Raw genomic sequence first — 19136 nt, 5'->3', positions numbered from 1 at the left:
TCGAAAAACGAATAACCTTATAAAAACTACGGCATTGATAATCATTTTCAATATCATTTAATTAACTATAATGAACCAACTGCTTACGCGGCATTAACAGCTGTGCCGCCCGACAATAATGGAGAGGATTATGAGTTATACACTGCCATCCCTGCCGTATGCCTACGACGCACTGGAACCGCATTTCGACAAGCAGACGATGGAAATCCATCACACTAAACACCACCAGACCTATGTGAACAACGCGAACGCCGCGCTGGAAAGCCTGCCAGAGTTCGCTAACCTGTCTGCTGAAGAGCTGATCACCAAGCTGGACCAGCTGCCAGCGGACAAGAAAACCGTTCTGCGTAACAACGCTGGCGGCCACGCTAACCACAGCCTGTTCTGGAAAGGCCTGAAAACCGGTACCACCCTGCAGGGCGACCTGAAAGCGGCTATCGAGCGCGACTTCGGTTCCGTTGACAACTTCAAAGCGGAATTCGAAAAAGCCGCTGCAACCCGTTTCGGCTCTGGCTGGGCGTGGCTGGTTCTGAAAGGCGACAAGCTGGCGGTGGTTTCTACTGCTAACCAGGACTCCCCGCTGATGGGTGAAGCGATTTCTGGCGCATCCGGCTTCCCAATCCTGGGTCTGGACGTGTGGGAACACGCTTACTACCTGAAATTCCAGAACCGTCGTCCGGACTACATCAAAGCCTTCTGGGACGTGGTGAACTGGGACGAAGCAGCAGCGCGTTTCGCCGCTAAAAAATAAGGTTGCATAGACACCTGTGAGAAGCGAGTCTTATGACTCGCTTTTTTTGTATCTGCGTAATGGAGGCAGCAATGCATTACCCGGTGAACGTGTTTACAGGCAAGGTAAGGGAGTACGACGGCAGCCGCCCAAGTGCCATCGCCAAAATTCAGGTCGACGGTGAGTTGACGTTAACCGACCTCGGGCTTGCGGGTGACGAGCAGGCCGAAAAGAAAATCCACGGCGGGCCCGATCGCGCGCTGTGCCACTACCCGCGTGAACACTATCAGCACTGGAAAACCGAGTTTCCCGAGCAGGCGGACCTCTTTGTTGCTCCCGCGTTTGGCGAGAATCTCTCCACCGAAGGGCTCACCGAAAAGAACGTGTTTATCGGTGATATCTACCGCTGGGGCGATGCCCTGATTCAGGTGACGCAGCCACGCTCGCCGTGCTTCAAGCTCAACTACCACTTCGGTATTCAGGATATGTCGGCCCAGCTGCAAAAAGCGGGTAAAACCGGCTGGCTGTATCGCGTGGTGCTGGCTGGGCAGGTTTCAGCGGACGCGCCGCTTGAGCTGGCGTCGCGCCTGAGCGATGTGTCTGTTTATGACGCCTGCGCCATTGCCTGGCATATGCCGTTTGACGACGAACAGTATCACCGCCTGCTGTCGGCGGCGGGATTATCCATCAGCTGGACAAGAACGATGCAGAAGCGGCGTTTAAGCAGCAAGATCGAGGATAATTCGCGGAGATTGTGGGGGAAATAGTCCTCCGCAGAAAGTAGGCCGGGTAAGGCGAAGCCGCCACCCGGCACTAACGTCTACGAACGCTTATACAACGGTAGCCACAGCGTTAAACGTAGTCCACCCAGCGGGCTGTCGTCGGCTTTCACCCAGCCACGGTGCTGCTGCATGGCCGTTTCAACAATCGCCAGACCCAGTCCCGTGCCGCCCGATTCCCGGTCGCGCGCCTCATCGGTACGATAGAACGGACGGAAAATCTGCTCGCGGTCTTCCGGGCTCACGCCTGGGCCGTCATCATCGACAATGACGGTGATCCCGTCTTTATCCACCGAGAACGCCACCTCAATCTTCGTATGCGAGTAGCGCAGGGCGTTACGCACGATGTTCTCCAGCGCGCTTTCCAGCGTGTTGGGGTTTCCGTACAGCGGCCACGGGCCCGGCGGGAAGTTGACGGTAAAGGATTTACCCATCTGTTCCGCTTCGAACGCCGCGTTGTCCAGCACCTCGTGCCAGAGGTGATTCGCTTTCACCGTTTCGCTGACCAGCGCGTTTTTCTGCTGATTGCGCGACATGACCAGCAGGTCGTTGATCATGCTGTCCAGGCGGTGCGCTTCCGTTTCAATACGCTCCAGCTCTTTGCTCTCACCGCTGCGGCGGCGCAGCAGCGCGGTGCCAAGCTGCAAGCGCGTAAGCGGGGTACGCAGCTCGTGCGAGATATCCGACAGCAGACGTTGCTGTGCGGTCATCATACGATCGAGGGCGCTCACCATCTGGTTAAAACTGGTTCCGGCGGCAAGGAACTCCTGCGGACCTGCTTCCAGTTCAGGGTGTTGTCGCAGGTTACCCTGCGCCACTTCATCGGCGGCATTCTTTAGCTTACGCGCCGGTTTTGCCAGGCTCCACGCCAGCCATAACAGCAGCGGTGAGCTGACCAGCATGGTGACAATCAGCAGCAGGAGAGGGCGGTCAAACAGCAGGTTGATAAAATCAGACTGGGAGTTGCTCGCCGGACGGATCAGGTAGAGCTGATAATTATCCTCTCCGTCTCTGACGGAGAAAGGCCCCACCATCTCTACGCGGCCATATTTCTTCTTCTGGGGATGATCGGCGTTATCCGCCTGGCCAATGAAGTTGCGGATAATCTGCATTTCATTGCGATCGGCCCCAATGACGCGGCCTTCGCTGGTCACCAGCAGCAGGCGTTGTCCGGGCGGCGCCCACTTGTCGATAGCGCGAAACAGCCTGCGCCACCACATTAAATCGTTTGGCGGATCGTTTGCCAGCTCGGCTTCCACGTGCTGCTCGATCATCACGCCCTGACGTTGCTCGCTGTCGAGAAGCTCCGTCATCTGGCGTGAGTCGAGTTTTGGCAACATCAAAACGAGCATTAAAACCAGTGCCAGCGTCAGCCAGAAGATGGCGAAGATGCGGGCGGTTAAGCTTCCTATCATGAAGCGGAAACCATCAGATAACCGCGACCACGCAGGGTTTTAAACCATGGGTGACCATCTTTACGCTCCGGCAGCTTACGGCGCAGGTTAGAGATGTGCATGTCGATGGCGCGGTCAAACGGGGTGAGGCGTTTGCCCAGCACTTCCTGGCTTAGATGTTCACGCGAAACCACCTGGCCGAGGTGCTGCGCCAGCAGATACAGCAGGGTGAACTCCGTGCCGGTCAGTTCCAGCGTCTGGCCATCAAAGCTTGCTTCCTGACGGCCCGGGTTGAGGCTCAGGGAGTCGACTTCAAGGGTGGGTGAGCTGTTGTCGGTATTTTGCTGCTGCTCGCTCCAGTGGGAACGACGCAGGATAGCGCGAATACGGGCAACCAGTTCACGGTCGTTAAACGGCTTGGGTAAATAGTCATCCGCGCCCAGCTCAAGGCCGAGTACGCGGTCAAGTTCGCTGCCGCGCGCGGTCAGCATAATAACGGGAGTCTGGTGTGTCTGGCGAAGCTCTTTCAACGTATCAATACCGTTTTTCTTCGGCATCATCACGTCGAGCAAAAGTAAATCGATGCTGTCGTCAAGGAGACTCAGCGCCTGCTCGCCATCATGGGCAACCAGGACGTTGAAACCTTCCATGTCGAGCAACTCCTTTAAAAGGGATGTGAGCTCTCGGTCATCATCAACTAACAGGATTTTATTCATTGTTTAAATACCTCCGAGGCAGAAATTACGACATCAAGGCTGTCTAATCCATGACTTTACGTTGTTTTACACCCCCTGACGCATGTTTGCAGCCTGAATCGTAGACTGTCTCTCGTTGAATCGCGACACGAAAGATTTTGGGAGCAAGTGATGCGCAAAGTTACCGCTGCCGTCATGGCCTCAACGCTGGCGTTCAGTGCGTTTAGCCAGGCTGCTGAAGCTATCATCAGCGATAACAGTCCCTTACAAGAGGGCGCAACGCAGAACAGCAGCCAAAGCCATATGTTTGACGGCATAAGTTTAACCGAACATCAGCGTCAACAGATGCGAGATCTGATGCAGAGGGCACGACACGACCAGCCCCCTGTTAATGTTAGCGAAATGGAGACAATGCATCGCCTTGTCACCGCAGAAAATTTTGACGAAAGCGCTGTTCGCGCTCAGGCCGAAAAAATGGCACAGGAACAGGTTGCCCGCCAGGTAGAGATGGCGAAGGTCCGCAACCAGATGTTCCATCTGCTAACGCCCGAGCAGCAAGCGGTTTTGAATGCCAGACATCAGCAGCGAATGGACCAGCTGCGTGAGGTTGCACGGATGCAGCGAAGCTCAGAAACGACGTTTTTCAGTAGCAATAGCAGTACCCGTAGTAACCAGTAAACCCTGTTTTCCTTGCCATAGACACCATCCCTGTCTTCCCCCACATGATGTGGGGGTTTTTTTTGCCCCGCATCCGCGCTGTTAACCGTTTATTCATCCTTAGACTCCCCATGCTTCCGTTATACTAGCGGCATGACATGACAGGAGCGTTTATGAATCAATCCTATGGAAGACTGGTAAGCCGGGCCGCCATTGCGGCGACCGTCATGGCCTCCAGCCTGTTACTGATTAAAATCTTTGCCTGGTGGTATACCGGCTCGGTCAGTATTCTGGCGGCGCTGGTGGACTCGCTGATGGACATTGCCGCCTCGTTGACCAACCTGCTGGTGGTGCGTTACTCGCTGCAGCCAGCGGATGAAGAGCACACATTTGGGCACGGCAAAGCGGAGTCGCTGGCCGCGCTGGCGCAAAGTATGTTCATTTCCGGCTCTGCGCTGTTCCTGTTTTTAACCGGCATTCAGCATCTCGTTTCGCCGACACCGATGAACGATCCCGGCGTGGGCGTAGTTGTGACGATCGTTGCGCTTATATGCACACTTGTTCTGGTAACGTTCCAGCGCTGGGTTGTTCGCAAAACGCAAAGTCAGGCTGTACGGGCGGATATGCTTCATTATCAATCTGATGTTATGATGAATGGGGCTATTCTTATTGCGCTCGGTCTGGCCTGGTATGGCTGGCATCGCGCCGATGCGTTATTTGCGTTAGGGATTGGTATCTATATTTTATATAGCGCCCTGCGGATGGGGTATGAAGCGGTGCAATCACTGCTTGACCGCGCCCTCCCGGACTCAGAACGTAATGAAATTTTTTCTATCGTGACCTCCTGGCCCGGCGTCAGCGGTGCACACGATCTTCGAACGCGGCAGTCAGGGCCGACCCGCTTTATTCAGATTCATATTGAAATGGAAGACAACCTGCCACTGGTTCAGGCTCACGTTATTGCTGAGCAGGTCGAGCAGGCGATTTTGCAGCGTTTTCCTGGTTCAGACGTCATCATTCACCAGGATCCCTGCTCGGTTGTACCCGGTCATGTTGGGCTTTCGTAATTCGTTGTAAAAAAGTGAGCCAGGCCAGCATTTTGTGTATAAATTACCGCCGTTTGGTCTGACCTGAATCAATTCAGCTGGAAGGGATTGATATACTATTTGCAGTATTCGTTGGTCGATAAGTTTCTTCCGGCAACAGATTTCAATTTTGCATTCCTAAGTTCAGAGGTAGTCATGATTAAGAAAATCGGTGTGTTGACAAGCGGCGGTGATGCGCCGGGCATGAACGCGGCAATTCGTGGTGTTGTCCGTGCAGCGCTGACGGAAGGCCTGGAAGTTTTTGGCGTTTATGACGGTTATCTGGGCCTGTATGAAGATCGTATGGTTCAGCTCGACCGTTACAGCGTGTCTGACATGATCAACCGTGGCGGTACTTTCCTCGGCTCTGCACGCTTCCCGGAATTCCGTGATGAACACGTTCGTGAAGTGGCTATCGAAAACATGAAGAAACGCGGCCTGGACGCCTTGGTGGTTATCGGCGGTGACGGCTCCTACATGGGTGCAAAACGTCTGACCGAAATGGGCTTCCCGTGCATCGGTCTGCCGGGCACCATCGACAACGACATCAAAGGTACTGACTACACTATCGGCTTCTTTACTGCACTGGGTACCGTTGTTGAAGCGATTGACCGTCTGCGTGACACCTCTTCTTCTCACCAGCGTATCTCTATCGTTGAAGTGATGGGCCGTTACTGCGGCGACCTGACGCTGGCGGCAGCCATTGCGGGCGGTTGTGAATTTATCGTCGTGCCAGAAGTCGAATTTAGCCGTGAAGATTTGGTGGCTGAAATCAAAGCGGGCATCGCGAAGGGTAAAAAACACGCGATCGTGGCTATCACCGAGCACATCTGCGACGTTGACGAGCTGGCGAAGTACATCGAAGCCGAAACCAAACGCGAAACCCGCGCGACCGTACTGGGTCACATCCAGCGCGGCGGTTCCCCAGGCCCTTACGACCGTATTCTGGCGTCCCGTATGGGCGCGTATGCTATCGATCTGCTGCTGCAGGGTCACGGCGGCCGCTGCGTCGGTATTCAGAACGAAAAACTGGTTCACCACGACATCATCGACGCGATTGAAAACATGAAGCGTCCGTTCAAAGGTGACTGGCTGGACTGCGCGAAAAAACTGTACTGATCGGTTCTGTTGCCCGGTGGCGCTGCGCTTACCGGGCCTACAAAAGCACGACTCGTAGGCCGGGTAAGGCGTAGCCGCCACCCGGCTTTTTTATGCGCGCACGCTTTTTTATTCCACTACGTTATAGCCAATCTTTTTTTATTCTTTAATCCTCGATTCGCTTTCTGGCACGCTGCATTCATCAAAACACTACACAAGAGAGCTGGGCGATGAATAAATGGGGCGTGGGTTTAACATTATTGCTGGCATCGACCAGCGTTCTGGCTAAGGATATCCAGTTACTGAACGTGTCATACGACCCGACGCGTGAACTGTACGAGCAATACAACAAAGCGTTTGCGGCACACTGGAAACAGGAAACCGGCGACAACGTGGTGGTTCGTCAGTCGCATGGCGGCTCCGGCAAGCAGGCGACGTCCGTGATAAACGGTATTGAAGCCGACGTGGTAACCCTGGCGCTGGCCTACGATGTTGACGCGATCGCCGAGCGTGGCCGCATCGACAAAAACTGGATCAAACGCCTGCCGGATAACTCCGCGCCATACACCTCGACCATCGTCTTCCTGGTGCGTAAAGGAAATCCGAAACAAATTAAAGACTGGAACGACCTGATCAAACCGGGCGTTTCTGTGATTACCCCGAACCCGAAAAGCTCCGGCGGCGCTCGCTGGAACTACCTGGGCGCGTGGGGTTATGCACTGCATCACAACAATGGCGACCAGGCCAAAGCGCAGGAATTCGTGAAGGCGCTGTATAAAAACGTTGAGGTGCTGGACTCCGGCGCGCGTGGCGCCACCAACACCTTCGTCGAGCGCGGGATTGGCGACGTGCTGATCGCATGGGAAAACGAAGCCCTGCTGGCCACCCACGAGCTGGGCAAAGACAAATTTGAGATCGTGACCCCGAGCGAATCGATTCTGGCTGAGCCGACCGTTTCCGTGGTCGATAAAGTGGTTGAGAAGAAAGATACCAAAGCGGTGGCGGAAGCCTACCTGAAGTATCTGTACTCGCCAGAAGGCCAGGAAATTGCGGCGAAAAACTTCTATCGTCCACGCGATGCGGCGGTCGCCAAGAAATACGAAGGGGAGTTCCCAAAACTGAAGCTATTCACTATTGACGATGTGTTCGGCGGCTGGACGAAAGCGCAGAAAGAGCACTTCTCCAATGGCGGTACCTTCGACCAAATTAGCCAGCGCTAACCATTAGCCTGTGACACGGTGACCCGGCGTGAGAAATCCGCCGGGTTTTTTATTTGGTCATCATTTTGCGTTACTCTTTTGCCTCTACTGAAAACAGGGAACGCGTTGTGAAAAAAATTATCTTATTGCTCCTCATTGTCATCGCCCTTGCTGCTGGCGGCGTGTACTGGATGAAGGCGGGTAATCCGAATACGTTGCGACATATCGTTCTCGACCAGTGTGTGCCGAATCAGATCCAGAACCGTAACCCTGCACCCTGTGCGCAGGTGAAAACGGATGCAGGCTATGTGGTATTTAAAGATCGCAACGGGCCGCTGCAATACCTGCTGATGCCGACATATCGCATCAACGGCACCGAGAGCCCGCTGCTGACCGAAGCTCATACGCCGAACTTTTTCTGGCTGGCGTGGCAGTCGCGCAGCTTTATGACCCTGAAGCGTGGATCCGAGGTGCCTGACAGCGCCATTTCGCTGACGATTAACTCCCCGACTGGCCGCACGCAGAACCATTTTCATATTCATATCTCCTGCCTGCGCCCGGACGTGCGCGAGAAGCTCAACGCGGCACAGGGAGAAATCAGCACCCAGTGGCTGCCTCTTCCCGGGGGGCTGGAAGGACATGAATATCTTGCTCGTCGCGTAACGGAGAATGAACTGGTCAAGCGCAGCCCGTTTATGATGCTGGCGGAAGAGCTGCCGGAAGCGCGCGACCATATGGGGCGTTTCGCGCTGGCAATGGCGCAGCAGTCGGATGGCTCTTTTGTTTTGCTGGCGACCGAGCGTAACCTGCTCACGTTTAACCGCGCGTCCGCGGAGGAACTGCAGGATCATCAATGCACTATCCTGAAGTAACCCCACCATAAATCGCGTTTACTCGGGCTGCCTGTCACCGTAGACTTGCTGAAAAATTCTACAGGAGACAGGTATGTCGCTCTGGTTAACGCATCCTCTGCTGCTGCCCTCACTGATCGTTGGCGTCACCATCGTGCTGTGGGCGACGTCGTTATTGCCGGAATTTATCACCGCGCTGCTGTTCTTCACGGCGGCGATGACCGCCAGAATCGCCCCGCCGGAGGTCATCTTCGGCGGTTTTGCCTCGTCTGCTTTCTGGCTGGTATTCAGTGGCTTTGTGCTTGGCGTGGCGATCCGTAAAACCGGACTGGCGGACAGGGCCGCCCGGGCGCTGTCGGCAAAGCTCACCGACTCCTGGGTGTTGATGGTGGCGAGCGTGGTGCTGCTGAGCTACGCGCTGGCGTTTGTGATGCCGTCGAACATGGGACGTATTGCGCTGCTGATGCCGATTGTCGCGGCGATGGCAAAACGCGCCGGTATCGCCGACGGCTCCCGCGCCTGGTTCGGGCTGGCGCTGGCGGTGGGGTTCGGGACTTTCCAGCTTTCGGCGACGATCCTGCCTGCAAACGTCCCCAATCTGGTGATGAGCGGTGCGGCGGAAGGCTCGTACGGCATCCATCTGAACTATGTCCCGTATCTGCTGCTGCACACGCCGGTGCTCGGTATCCTCAAAGGCCTAATTCTGATTGGCCTCATCTGCTGGCTATTTCCCGGCAGTCCAAAACCGCCGAAGGAACAGGCGCCGTCTGAGCCTATGGGGCGGGACGAAAAACGTCTTGCCTGGCTGCTGGCGGTGGTGCTGGGGATGTGGGTCACGGAGAGCTGGCACGGCGTGGGGCCGGCGTGGACGGGGCTGGCGGCGTCGGTCATCGTTATGCTGCCGCGCATTGGCTTTATCACCGGGGAAGAGTTTTCTGCGGGGGTGAACATGCGCACCTGTATTTACGTCGCGGGTATTCTCGGTCTGGCGATCGTGGTGACGCAAACCGGTATCGGAACGGCCGTGGGCGAGGCGTTGCTTCGCATTATGCCGCTGGATGCAGACAGGCCGTTCACCAGTTTCCTGGCGCTGACCGGTATTACCACGGCGCTCAACTTCATTATGACCGCCAACGGCGTTCCGGCGCTGTACACCACCCTGGCGCAGAGTTTTTCGGACGCGACCGGTTTTCCGCTGCTGTCGGTGATCATGATTCAGGTGCTGGGCTATTCCACGCCGCTGCTGCCGTATCAGGCGTCGCCGATTGTGGTAGCAATGGGGCTCGGGAAGGTGCCTGCAAGGGCGGGGATGGTGCTCTGTCTGGCGCTGGCTATCGCAACGTATCTGGTACTGCTGCCGCTGGATTATCTGTGGTTTAGTTTGCTGGGGAAAGTGTAGTTCGGTGCGAGGTGTTTCCCCTCACCCCCCCCCTCTCCCTAAGGGAGAGGGGGGAGAAGAGCGGCGGGTAAGCGCAAGCGCCACCCGCCACAAAGGCAATTACGCCTGTTTAGCCGCTTCTGCTGCCTTAACGATCACCGCGAAAGCGTCAGCTTTCAGGGATGCACCGCCAACCAGCGCGCCATCGATGTCTGGCTGGGTGAACAGCTCAGCAGCGTTGGAGGCGTTTACGGAACCGCCGTACTGGATAATCACTTGCTCAGCGACTTTCGCGTCGGCTTTAGCAATGTGGTCACGAATGAATTTGTGAACCGCCTGAGCCTGCGCAGGGGTTGCAGATTTGCCGGTACCGATCGCCCAGACTGGCTCGTATGCGATTACTGCGCCTTCGAACGCTGCCGCGCCCTGGGTTTTCAGCACTGCGTCGATCTGACGTGCGCACACTTCTTCGGTTTTGCCCGCTTCGTTTTCCGCTTCGGTTTCACCGATGCACAGAACCGGGATCAGACCCTGCTCTTTCAGCACGGCAAATTTCTTCGCGATGAACTCGTCGGATTCTTTGTGATAGGTGCGACGCTCGGAGTGGCCGATGATGATGTATTTCGCGCCGATATCTTTCAGCATTTCAGCGGAGGTTTCACCGGTGAATGCGCCAGACAGGTTAACGTCAACGTTCTGCGCGCCCAGAATGATGTGGCTGCCGTCAGCGGCGTGTTTAGCCAGATCCAGGTACATATCCGGCGGAGCGATAGCAACCGCGCAGCCCGTCACGCCAGCCAGCTCTTTACGCAGGTTCGCAACCAGTTCGTTTACCATGTGGCGGCTGCCGTTCAGTTTCCAGTTACCCATCACTAAAGGATGTCGCATTTCAATTCTCCACGCTAAATAAGCGAATTAAGGAATATGGCCACCCTGTCGGGCAGCATGGTCTGTGAATCAGTATAGAGATTTTCCCTCGAAAGGCTTTGCTTTTTGTCATTAATTCGCCCCGCCGAGAGTGTCAGATAGTGCCAGCTTAATCGGTTCAACAGCGAAGGTCAGTCCTTTTTCGCCGTTGTCCGCCACAACATAGCGGATTGCGCCTTCGGTATCAGCGTAGTAACGCTTGTTTTTCCCGGCGGTAAGGAGTTTTTGCAGCTTTTGCTGGCTTTGCTTTTTCGTCAGCGCAGGGGTAAAGGCCTGCAGTACCGCGCTCATGTACTCCAGCGCTTTCGCCTTAGCGGCTTTCTGCTCTGGCCCCTGTATCGGCAGCCAGGTGATTTGCATGCTTTTGATTTTTAACGTACCGCGCTCCAGCGCCGTGGAAGCATACAAATTCTCGTTAATCTTGCTTGCCGCACGGGTCAGTGTGGGGGTATCGCGTGAGCCATCAATGGCGCGAAACTCATCCAGCGGCAGCGTGGGGTTGGTCTGATTAAAGGTTTCACGAAACTGGCTGATGGACTGATCGAAGGACGGTGCGCCCGCCAGCAGATACGGTGCTGTGGTCGGGGCTGTGGTTTCGGCGGCGTGCAGGGGATAACCCGCGCTGACCAGCGCTAAACACAGTAAAAGAGAACGTGCCGAACTTTTCATCAACATTGCCCCTGGCCGTAAGTGCTCATGATTAAAACGATATCTGGTCGGCTTGTCAAAAGGTCACAACTCCAGGGTAAAATGCGCGCTATACGATAATAAGGAACCTTACATGACCATACAGCAGTGGCTGTTTTCATTCAAAGGGCGTATTGGACGCCGTGATTTCTGGATCTGGATGGTGACGTGGGTTGTCGCCATGCTGCTTTTGTTTTTCGTGGCTTACAACGCCTGGCTGAGCACGCAAACGGCGGCCTTCGCGCTGGTCTGCCTGCTATGGCCAACGGCGGCGGTTGTCGTAAAACGGCTGCACGATCGCGGACGTTCCGGCGCGTGGGCATTTCTGATTATTCTGGCGTGGATGCTGGTGGCGGGAAACTGGGCGATGCTGCCGTCCATCCTGCCGTGGGTTGTGGGCAGGCTGCTGCCGTCGGTCATCTTCGTGATGATGATTGTCGATCTGGGCGCGTTTATTGGCACCCAGAGCGAAAACAAATACGGTAAAGACACCGTTGAGGTGAAATACCGCTGATCACCAGTAGTGTTCGGCGGTCATATGGCCCGGCCGGCGGCGAAGATGTTTCGTCATCTGCCGGGTATCCTTCAGGAGCTGCTGCGTGTCACGTACCATCTGCGGGTTGCCGCACAGCATGACGTGGCTGGTTTCAGCGTTCAGCGGCAAACCTACTGCCTCTTCCAGGGCTCCACTCTCAATTAACGCCGGCACGCGGCCGGTAAGCGCTCCTGCTACGGTTTCGCGGCTGACAACCGTCTGAATCTTTAGCTTTCCGCCGTACTGCTGCTCCAGCGCCTGCATTTGCGGCAAATAGCTCAGGTCTGCAGCGTAGCGCGCAGCGTGAACCAGCACGATGTTTTTAAAGCGCTCCAGATCTTTGCCGTACTGCAAAATAGAGAGATAAGGGCCGATGGCCGTACCGGTTGCCAGCATCCAGAGCGTGTCGCAGTCAGGGATCTCTTCGAGCACAAAGAAGCCTGCCGCTTCACTCACAATTTGCACCTCGTCGCCGGGCTTAAGGGCGGCAAGGCGCGGGCTGAGCTTACCGTCAGGAACGGTGACCAGATAGAACTCGAGGTCCGGGTTATCAGGCGCGTTAACGTAAGAGTAGGCGCGCTGCACGCGCTCGCCGTCGACGTCCAGCCCCAGCTTCGCAAATTGCCCGGCTTTAAACGGGTGAACGGGAGCATGTACGGTGAGACTAAATAGCGCATCGGTCCAGAACTGTACCTTTGTGACTTTACCTGTTACCCAGTCCGCCATGATCTTCTCCTGTGCTGTTTCTCTGTTCTATCTTCCGTACTTGTGGTGACAATTTCCAGCCCGTCAGGGCCGGAAAGCTCTATCGATCAAACGGTTTTACAGAATGTGCGTCTGCACGTCCGGGTCTTTGCGGTCGAGATAGTGGATAGACTGGATGCGGCGAATGGTGCGTGATTTACCGCGGATCAGCAGGGTTTCAGTGGTGGCCATATTGCCCTTGCGGGTGATGCCGTCCAGCAGATCGCCTTTGGTGATGCCGGTCGCCGAGAAGACAACGTTATCGCTACGCGCCATCTCGTCCAGAGCCAGCACTTTATTGGCCTCGATGCCCATCGCTTCGCAGCGCGCCAGCTCGTTTTCCCCGATACGGCGGTTCTCTTCGCTGTCGCCTTTCACCTCATGGCGGGGCAGCAGACGGGCCTGCATATCGCCATCCAGCGCGCGGATCACTGCCGCGGAGACCACACCTTCCGGCGCGCCACCGATGCCGTACAGCACGTCGACTTCGCTGTCCGGCATGCAGGTCAGGATCGAGGCGGCAACGTCACCGTCAGGGATAGCAAACACGCGCACGCCGAGCTTTTGCATTTGCGCGATAGTGGCGTCGTGGCGCGGTTTCGCCAGAATGGTGACGGTGAGTTCGCTAAGGGGTTTGCCCAGGGCTTTGGCGATGTTGTGCAGGTTCTCTTCCAGCGGCAGGCTAAGGTCGATTGCGCCCTTCGCGCCTGGACCGACAATCAGCTTTTCCATGTACATGTCCGGCGCGTTCAGGAAGCAGCCCTTATCGCCGACGGCCAGCACCGCTAACGCATTGGCCTGACCCATCGCCGTCATGCGGGTGCCTTCGATCGGGTCAACCGCGATATCCACGGCATCGCCTTTGCCGGTACCGACTTTTTCACCGATGTAGAGCATCGGCGCTTCGTCGATCTCGCCTTCGCCGATCACGATGGTGCCGTCAATGTTGACCTGGTTAAGTACAATACGCATGGCATGGACGGCTGCGCCGTCTGCGGTATTTTTGTCGCCACGGCCCAGCCATTTATAGCCTGCAAGTGCGGCCGCTTCGGTGACGCGGGAAAACTCGATAGCAAGTTCACGTTTCATGAGGTACTCGTGCAATCAAAAGGAATTGCACGAAGTTTATCACAGAGTGGGTAAGGTGCGGTCTGTACTCCCCTCACCCTAACCCTCTCCCCAAAGGGGCGAGGGAACTTAAAACACCCTCTCCCCTTTGGGGAGAGGGCTGGGGTGAGGGGGATTACTCTTCGTGCTCTTCCCACGCCAGGGCGCGTTTCACCGCTTTTTTCCAGCCGCTGTAGCGGAAGTTACGCTCGGTGGTTTCGATGCCCGGGCGGAATTCGCGTTCGATAACCGCTTTTTCCTGCAGCTCGTCCAGGTTCTGCCAGAAGCCTACCGCCAGACCGGCAAGGTATGCCGCGCCCAGCGCCGTCACTTCACGCACTTCAGGGCGCTCAACGCGGGTGCCGAGAATGTCGGACTGGAACTGCATGAGGAAGTTATTCGCTACCGCACCGCCGTCCACGCGCAGGGCGTGCAGACGAATGCCGGAGTCAGCCTGCATCGCTTCCAGCACGTCGCGCGTCTGGTAGGCGATGGATTCGAGAGTAGCGCGAATAATGTGGTTAGAGTTCACACCGCGCGTCAGGCCGAAAATTGCGCCGCGTGCATACGGATCCCAGTACGGTGCGCCCAGACCGGTGAACGCAGGCACCACGTACACGCCGTTGGTGTCTTTCACTTTGGTCGCGAAGTACTCGGAGTCAAACGCATCGCTGATCAGCTTCATCTCGTCGCGCAGCCACTGAATGGATGCACCCGCCATGAACACCGCACCTTCCAGGGCATAGTTCACTTCGCCGCGCGGGCCGCAGGCGATGGTGGTCAGCAGGCCGTTTTCTGATTTCACCGCTTTCTCGCCGGTGTTCATCAGCATAAAGCAGCCGGTGCCGTAGGTGTTCTTCGCCATCCCTTCCTTGACGCACAGCTGGCCGAACAGCGCCGCCTGCTGGTCGCCGGCGATACCGGCGATAGGAATACGGGTGCCGCCTTTACCGCCGATGTTGGTCTGGCCGTATACTTCTGAAGACTTACGCACTTCAGGCAGCATCGCGCGCGGAATGTCCAGCGCGTCCAGCATCTTGTCATCCCACTCCAGGGTGTTGATGTTGAACAGCATGGTACGCGAGGCGTTGGTGTAGTCGGTCACGTGAACGCGTCCCTGGGTCATCTTCCAGATAAGCCAGGTATCGACGGTACCGAACAGCAGCTCGCCGCGTTTAGCACGCTCGCGTGAACCTTCTACGTGGTCGAGGATCCATTTCACTTTGGTGCCGGAGAAATACGGGTCAACCACCAGACCGGTGGCGCTGCGCACGTACTCTTCCATACCGTCACGCTTCAGCTGTTCGCAGATCTCGGATGTACGGCGGCACTGCCAGACGATAGCGTTGTAAATGGGCTTACCGGTTTCGCGTTCCCAGACAATCGTCGTTTCACGCTGGTTGGTAATACCAATCGCGGCAATCTCGTCGGAACTGATATCGGCTTTCGCCAGCACTTCGACCAGCGTGGAGCTTTGTGACGCCCAAATCTCCATCGGGTCGTGTTCTACCCAGCCTGGACGAGGATAAATTTGCTCAAATTCGCGCTGTGACACGCTGACGATGTTCGCGTCATGATCCATTACGACAGCGCGGGAGCTGGTAGTGCCCTGGTCGAGCGCAACGATATATTTTTTTTCGGTCATGGTATGTGTCCCGTAGTCAGATTACAGCGAAGCTTTTTGTTGTGCGGTAGAAGTCGTTTCCTTCTCCTCTTCCACACAGGTGTCGCACGGTAAGTGGCGACCAATTAATTTGCGGTAGCTAAATGCACCCAGCGCAGCCCCGACAACCGGCGCAAACAGCGGTACCAGGAAGTAAGGAATGTCTTTGCCACCGGTGAAGGCGACGTCGCCCCAGCCAGCGATAAAGGCGAAGGCTTTTGGTCCGATATCACGTGCTGGGTTCATCGCGAATCCGGTCAGCGGGCCCATGGATGCGCCAATCACCGCAATCAGCAAACCAATCAGCAGGGGTGCCAGCGGGCCGCGCGGAATGCCGTTTCCGTCGTCGGTCAGCGCCAGGATAACGCCCATCAGAATAGCGGTAATCACCATTTCAACTGCGAACGCCTGCACAAAATTAATATGCGGGTTAGGGTAGGTTGAGAAGATACCTGCCAGATCCAGACTTTCGACACTGCCGCGTACCATATGATGCGTCTGTTCGAAGTCGATGAAAAGATTGTAATAAAGCCCGTAAACTAACGCCGCTGCGCAAAACGCGCCGGCAAACTGAGAAAGAATGAAAGGAACAACTTTGCGTCCGTCAAAGCACGCGAACAGCCACAGTGCGATTGTCACCGCCGGGTTAAGATGTGCACCAGAAACCCCTGCAGTCAGGTAGATGGCCATCGCCACGCCCAGACCCCAGATGATACTGATTTCCCACTGACCAAAACTGGCACCCGCCACTTTCAGTGCAGCGACACAGCCCACTCCGAAGAATATCAACAACCCGGTACCAAGGAACTCGGCAATGCACTGGCCTTTTAAGGTTGATGTCTGACTCATAATCGGAATCCTGAAGAAATTGATGTTTATTGTTAGCATGGCCGCCCGTGACAGCCACGATGCCCTGTAGACATAGTGTTAATTTATCGTTAACGAGCAAAAACGAGAAATATCGAAATCAAAATGTGTGGTCTGTGTCAATAAAATGAGCGTTTTCGCGCCATAAAGCACATTTTTGCATCAGTACAGGAATGTGAGCTGAATCATTTCATTAACGAATCAGTTAACAATTTAGGGGTATATGACGCGAACACACCAGGACCAGACCTAAAAGTGTTGCAAACCGCGATCTGCGCGGTGTGTCGCTGGACACAGAGCGCCGCGCTCCATACAATCGACGGTATATGTCGTGCGCGTTTATGTTAAAGCGTCGCCTTGCAATTCAGGAGAGGTAGCATCATGTCTTTAGAAGTGTTTGAGAAACTGGAATCGAAAGTACAGCAGGCGATTGACACCATCACCCTGCTGCAGATGGAAATTGAAGAGCTGAAAGAAAAGAACAACAGCCTGGCGCAGGAAGTTCAGAACGCTCAGCACGGCCGCGAAGAACTGGAGCGCGAAAACAACCAGCTGCGCGAACAGCAGAACGGCTGGCAGGATCGCCTGCAGGCGCTGCTGGGACGTATGGAAGAGGTCTAATTCCCTACGGGATGAATTGAACAGGCCGGGTAAGGCGAAGCCGCCACCCGGCTTTTTTATGATTTGATGTCAGTCGGCGATCACCATAAAAAAGGCCGCCAAAGGCGGCCTTAACGCTACTTGTCCTGCGCTGTCATAGCAAAAGCAACGAACACATTGGGTTCATCACTCTTTACAACGAGTACGCTGGCGACAATGAACGCGATACATAAATAGCGTTTCATTATGCGGTCCCTGCAGCTAACCGCTCCACCGTTCACCACCGGTGATAAGCCGGTGGACACAAGCCCTGGTATTAGCCTGCTTTACGGTAGTGAATACACCTTTCCCTGGACCGATGCCCATTTGCGAGATGGCGGAAAGGGACGCTTCATCATAATGAGCATCAACCGTGGAGTTAAGGTATTCATAGACAATTAGGATTTTATAAAGGTTCTGAGGGGTTGCCCAAGGCTTGGACGAGAGTATGATGAAACTCCCTGGTGTTAGTCTGCAAAACTTCCCAACGGACCGCGAATCCTGAGGGGACAAAAAAACCGCCACATTGCTGTTGGCGGTTTTTTTATGGTTCTCGCTGACTTTTTACTACTCGATATCCAGCGGGTCTTCGGACAGGATAATGCCGGTATTATCGGCGTAGAGATGGTCCCCGGAGAAGAAGGTCACGCCGCCGAAATTGACGCGCACGTCGCTTTCGCCGATGCCGTCACCCGCCGCCCCTACCGGTATGGCCGCGATGGCCTGAATCCCGATATCCAGGTCTTCCAGATCGTCCACCTGACGTACGGAACCATACACCACAAGGCCTTCCCACTCATTCTGAACGGCAATGCCGGCCAGTTCAGCATCAATTAATGCACGGCGCACGGAACCGCCGCCGTCGACCACAAGAACGCGGCCGCGGCCATTCTGTTCGAGCAGATCGTACAGCAACCCGTTGTCCTCGAAACATTTCACCGTGACGATTTGACCGCCAAACGACGACCTCCCACCAAAGTTGGAGAACAGCGGTTCAACGACGTTGACATCTTCCTGGTAGATGTCACAAAGCTCGGAGGTATCGTATTTCATAGGTTTAACGCTCAGTTGCTGCGAATGTGTTCAGTATATCGTGCGAAATGCGTTGTTGGCAAAATCATCAATTGTTAATTGATATTTGTCAGCTAACGCAGCGTCTGGCTTAAAACAATCCCGATGACGAACAACAGGTTAGTCAGCAACGCGCCTTTTACCGTGCGCTCCAGCATTGGCGGCATGGCGGACGGGCTGAGTTCACGCATCACAAAGCGGGCCTGCTTAATCAGCAGCGGCGCGGCAAGCACAAACAGCCAGCCCCACAAGCTCTGCAAGGAAATCAGGTTAAACAGCGCCAGGCAAACCAGCGCGCCAATGAGCAAACAGGCGTGATAGCGGCGCGCATTGACCGGCCCCAGACGAACCGCCAGGGTGTTTTTGCCGTTCTCGCGATCGCTGTCGATGTCGCGCAGGTTGTTGATGTTGAGCACCGCCGTCGCCAGCAGACCGCAGGCGGTCGCGGGCAGGAACAGGGCAGGGATCACCGTATGCGCCTGCAGGTACCAGCTTCCCATCACGCTCAGCCAGCCGAAGAACACCAGTACGGAGATATCCCCGAGCCCAATATAACCGTAAGGACGCGTGCCGACGGTGTAGGTGATGGCCGCGATAATGGCCAGTAAACCCAGCACCAGGAAGCCAATGAAATCGCTGGTGGTCTTAGACGCCACCGTCACCAGCGCCAGGCCGGATACGCAGATCAGCACCACGGTGATAATCAGCGCGCGTTTCATCTGCGCCTGGGTAATCACCCCTTTCTGCATTCCGCGCAGTGGCCCTATGCGGTCCGGCTTGTCGCTGCCTTTTACCGCGTCGCCGTAGTCGTTGGCGAGATTAGAGAGAATTTGCAGCAGGCCGGCGGTAATCAGTGCCAGCGCGGCGACCAGCGGATCAAAATAACCCTGCCACCAGGCAAGGGCGGTGCCGACGATAATTGCGGCAAAGGCCAGAGGAAGCGTTTTAGGGCGCAGACTTTCGAGCCACGCCTGAGTACGGCTGATGTCAGTCATAAGTATTTAGCCAATAAAAATGGGGGCATTAGCCC

20 protein-coding genes are annotated in these 19136 nt (G+C 55.7%); 10 read left to right on the top strand and 10 right to left on the bottom strand.

Features of this window, described 5'->3' with window-relative positions; translation table 11 throughout:
- The first annotated feature begins 130 nt into the window (after positions 1–130).
- The gene (sodA, locus tag NWV12_RS21605) at positions 131–751 is read left to right on the top strand and encodes a superoxide dismutase [Mn] (RefSeq protein WP_004203668.1); all 621 of its coding nucleotides are present in this window, start codon (positions 131–133) and stop codon (positions 749–751) included.
- Positions 752–822: 71 nt separating this feature from the next.
- A complete protein-coding gene (gene yiiM, locus NWV12_RS21600; RefSeq protein ID WP_047059165.1) occupies positions 823–1497 on the top strand; it encodes a 6-hydroxyaminopurine reductase in 675 nt (224 codons plus the stop codon).
- A 53-nt stretch (positions 1498–1550) separates the two neighbouring features.
- On the opposite strand, the gene cpxA is transcribed toward yiiM, so the two are convergent.
- A complete protein-coding gene (cpxA, locus tag NWV12_RS21595) occupies positions 1551–2924 on the bottom strand; it encodes an envelope stress sensor histidine kinase CpxA (RefSeq protein ID WP_023309731.1) in 1374 nt (457 codons plus the stop codon).
- Complete coding sequence (gene cpxR, locus NWV12_RS21590; RefSeq protein WP_006179159.1) at positions 2921–3619, bottom strand: envelope stress response regulator transcription factor CpxR; 699 nt, start codon at positions 3617–3619, stop codon at positions 2921–2923. Before cpxR ends, cpxA begins: the two co-directional genes overlap by 4 nt.
- A 150-nt stretch (positions 3620–3769) precedes the next feature.
- Between cpxR and cpxP the strand changes: the two genes are divergently transcribed.
- The 6 genes from cpxP to NWV12_RS21560 all read left to right on the top strand — a co-directional run bounded on the left by cpxP (position 3770) and on the right by NWV12_RS21560 (position 9887).
- Positions 3770–4276: a cell-envelope stress modulator CpxP gene (gene cpxP / locus NWV12_RS21585; protein ID WP_032662714.1), complete on the top strand. Its 507-nt coding sequence runs from the start codon at positions 3770–3772 to the stop codon at positions 4274–4276.
- Between the two features lie 152 nt (positions 4277–4428).
- A complete protein-coding gene (gene fieF, locus NWV12_RS21580; protein WP_023309697.1) occupies positions 4429–5322 on the top strand; it encodes a CDF family cation-efflux transporter FieF in 894 nt (297 codons plus the stop codon).
- Positions 5323–5496: 174 nt separating this feature from the next.
- Positions 5497–6459 (top strand): 6-phosphofructokinase, encoded by a 963-nt coding sequence (gene pfkA / locus NWV12_RS21575; protein ID WP_023309696.1) that lies wholly within the window; start codon positions 5497–5499, stop codon positions 6457–6459.
- Between the two features lie 209 nt (positions 6460–6668).
- Positions 6669–7658, top strand: a complete 990-nt coding sequence (locus tag NWV12_RS21570) for a sulfate ABC transporter substrate-binding protein (RefSeq protein WP_023309695.1) — start codon at positions 6669–6671, stop codon at positions 7656–7658.
- A 107-nt stretch (positions 7659–7765) separates the two neighbouring features.
- Positions 7766–8509, top strand: coding sequence for a CDP-diacylglycerol diphosphatase (locus NWV12_RS21565; RefSeq protein ID WP_048981006.1), 744 nt, complete (start codon positions 7766–7768; stop codon positions 8507–8509).
- A 73-nt stretch (positions 8510–8582) separates the two neighbouring features.
- Positions 8583–9887, top strand: a complete 1305-nt coding sequence (locus NWV12_RS21560) for an SLC13 family permease (protein ID WP_048981005.1) — start codon at positions 8583–8585, stop codon at positions 9885–9887.
- 99 nt (positions 9888–9986) lie between these two features.
- Here the strand turns inward: NWV12_RS21560 and tpiA are convergent, their stop codons facing one another.
- Together tpiA and NWV12_RS21550 are read right to left on the bottom strand one after the other, a co-directional pair.
- A complete protein-coding gene (gene tpiA / locus NWV12_RS21555; protein ID WP_014172206.1) occupies positions 9987–10754 on the bottom strand; it encodes a triose-phosphate isomerase in 768 nt (255 codons plus the stop codon).
- Positions 10755–10865: 111 nt separating this feature from the next.
- The gene (locus tag NWV12_RS21550) at positions 10866–11462 is read right to left on the bottom strand and encodes a DUF1454 family protein (RefSeq protein ID WP_048978879.1); all 597 of its coding nucleotides are present in this window, start codon (positions 11460–11462) and stop codon (positions 10866–10868) included.
- Between the two features lie 112 nt (positions 11463–11574).
- Between NWV12_RS21550 and NWV12_RS21545 the strand changes: the two genes are divergently transcribed.
- Entirely contained in the window at positions 11575–11994 is a 420-nt protein-coding gene (locus tag NWV12_RS21545; RefSeq protein WP_023293600.1) for a DUF805 domain-containing protein, read from the top strand.
- Here NWV12_RS21545 and fpr read toward each other — a convergent pair whose 3' ends face one another.
- The 4 genes from fpr to NWV12_RS21525 all read right to left on the bottom strand — a co-directional run bounded on the left by fpr (position 11995) and on the right by NWV12_RS21525 (position 16378).
- A complete protein-coding gene (fpr, locus tag NWV12_RS21540; RefSeq protein ID WP_048978880.1) occupies positions 11995–12741 on the bottom strand; it encodes a ferredoxin--NADP(+) reductase in 747 nt (248 codons plus the stop codon). It abuts the gene before it with no gap.
- A 96-nt stretch (positions 12742–12837) separates the two neighbouring features.
- Positions 12838–13848 (bottom strand): class II fructose-bisphosphatase, encoded by a 1011-nt coding sequence (glpX, locus tag NWV12_RS21535; RefSeq protein WP_032662725.1) that lies wholly within the window; start codon positions 13846–13848, stop codon positions 12838–12840.
- Between the two features lie 154 nt (positions 13849–14002).
- On the bottom strand, positions 14003–15511 hold the full coding sequence (gene glpK, locus NWV12_RS21530; RefSeq protein WP_023309688.1) for a glycerol kinase GlpK: 1509 nt from the start codon (positions 15509–15511) through the stop codon (positions 14003–14005).
- A 21-nt stretch (positions 15512–15532) separates the two neighbouring features.
- Positions 15533–16378: an MIP/aquaporin family protein gene (locus NWV12_RS21525; protein ID WP_014885705.1), complete on the bottom strand. Its 846-nt coding sequence runs from the start codon at positions 16376–16378 to the stop codon at positions 15533–15535.
- Positions 16379–16777: 399 nt separating this feature from the next.
- Here NWV12_RS21525 and zapB point away from each other — a divergent pair, with 399 nt between their 5' ends.
- Positions 16778–17017 (top strand): septal ring assembly protein ZapB, encoded by a 240-nt coding sequence (zapB, locus tag NWV12_RS21520; protein ID WP_010436935.1) that lies wholly within the window; start codon positions 16778–16780, stop codon positions 17015–17017.
- Between the two features lie 585 nt (positions 17018–17602).
- Here the strand turns inward: zapB and rraA are convergent.
- Complete coding sequence (gene rraA / locus NWV12_RS21515) at positions 17603–18088, bottom strand: ribonuclease E activity regulator RraA (protein ID WP_023309687.1); 486 nt, start codon at positions 18086–18088, stop codon at positions 17603–17605.
- 92 nt (positions 18089–18180) lie between these two features.
- Complete coding sequence (gene menA / locus NWV12_RS21510; protein WP_033146936.1) at positions 18181–19101, bottom strand: 1,4-dihydroxy-2-naphthoate polyprenyltransferase; 921 nt, start codon at positions 19099–19101, stop codon at positions 18181–18183.
- Positions 19102–19136 lie beyond the last annotated feature (35 nt).

The organism is Enterobacter sp. Crenshaw (assembly GCF_024734705.1).
Lineage (GTDB): Bacteria > Pseudomonadota > Gammaproteobacteria > Enterobacterales > Enterobacteriaceae > Enterobacter > Enterobacter asburiae_B.
This window is presented reverse-complemented; position numbering and strand designations above follow the sequence as displayed.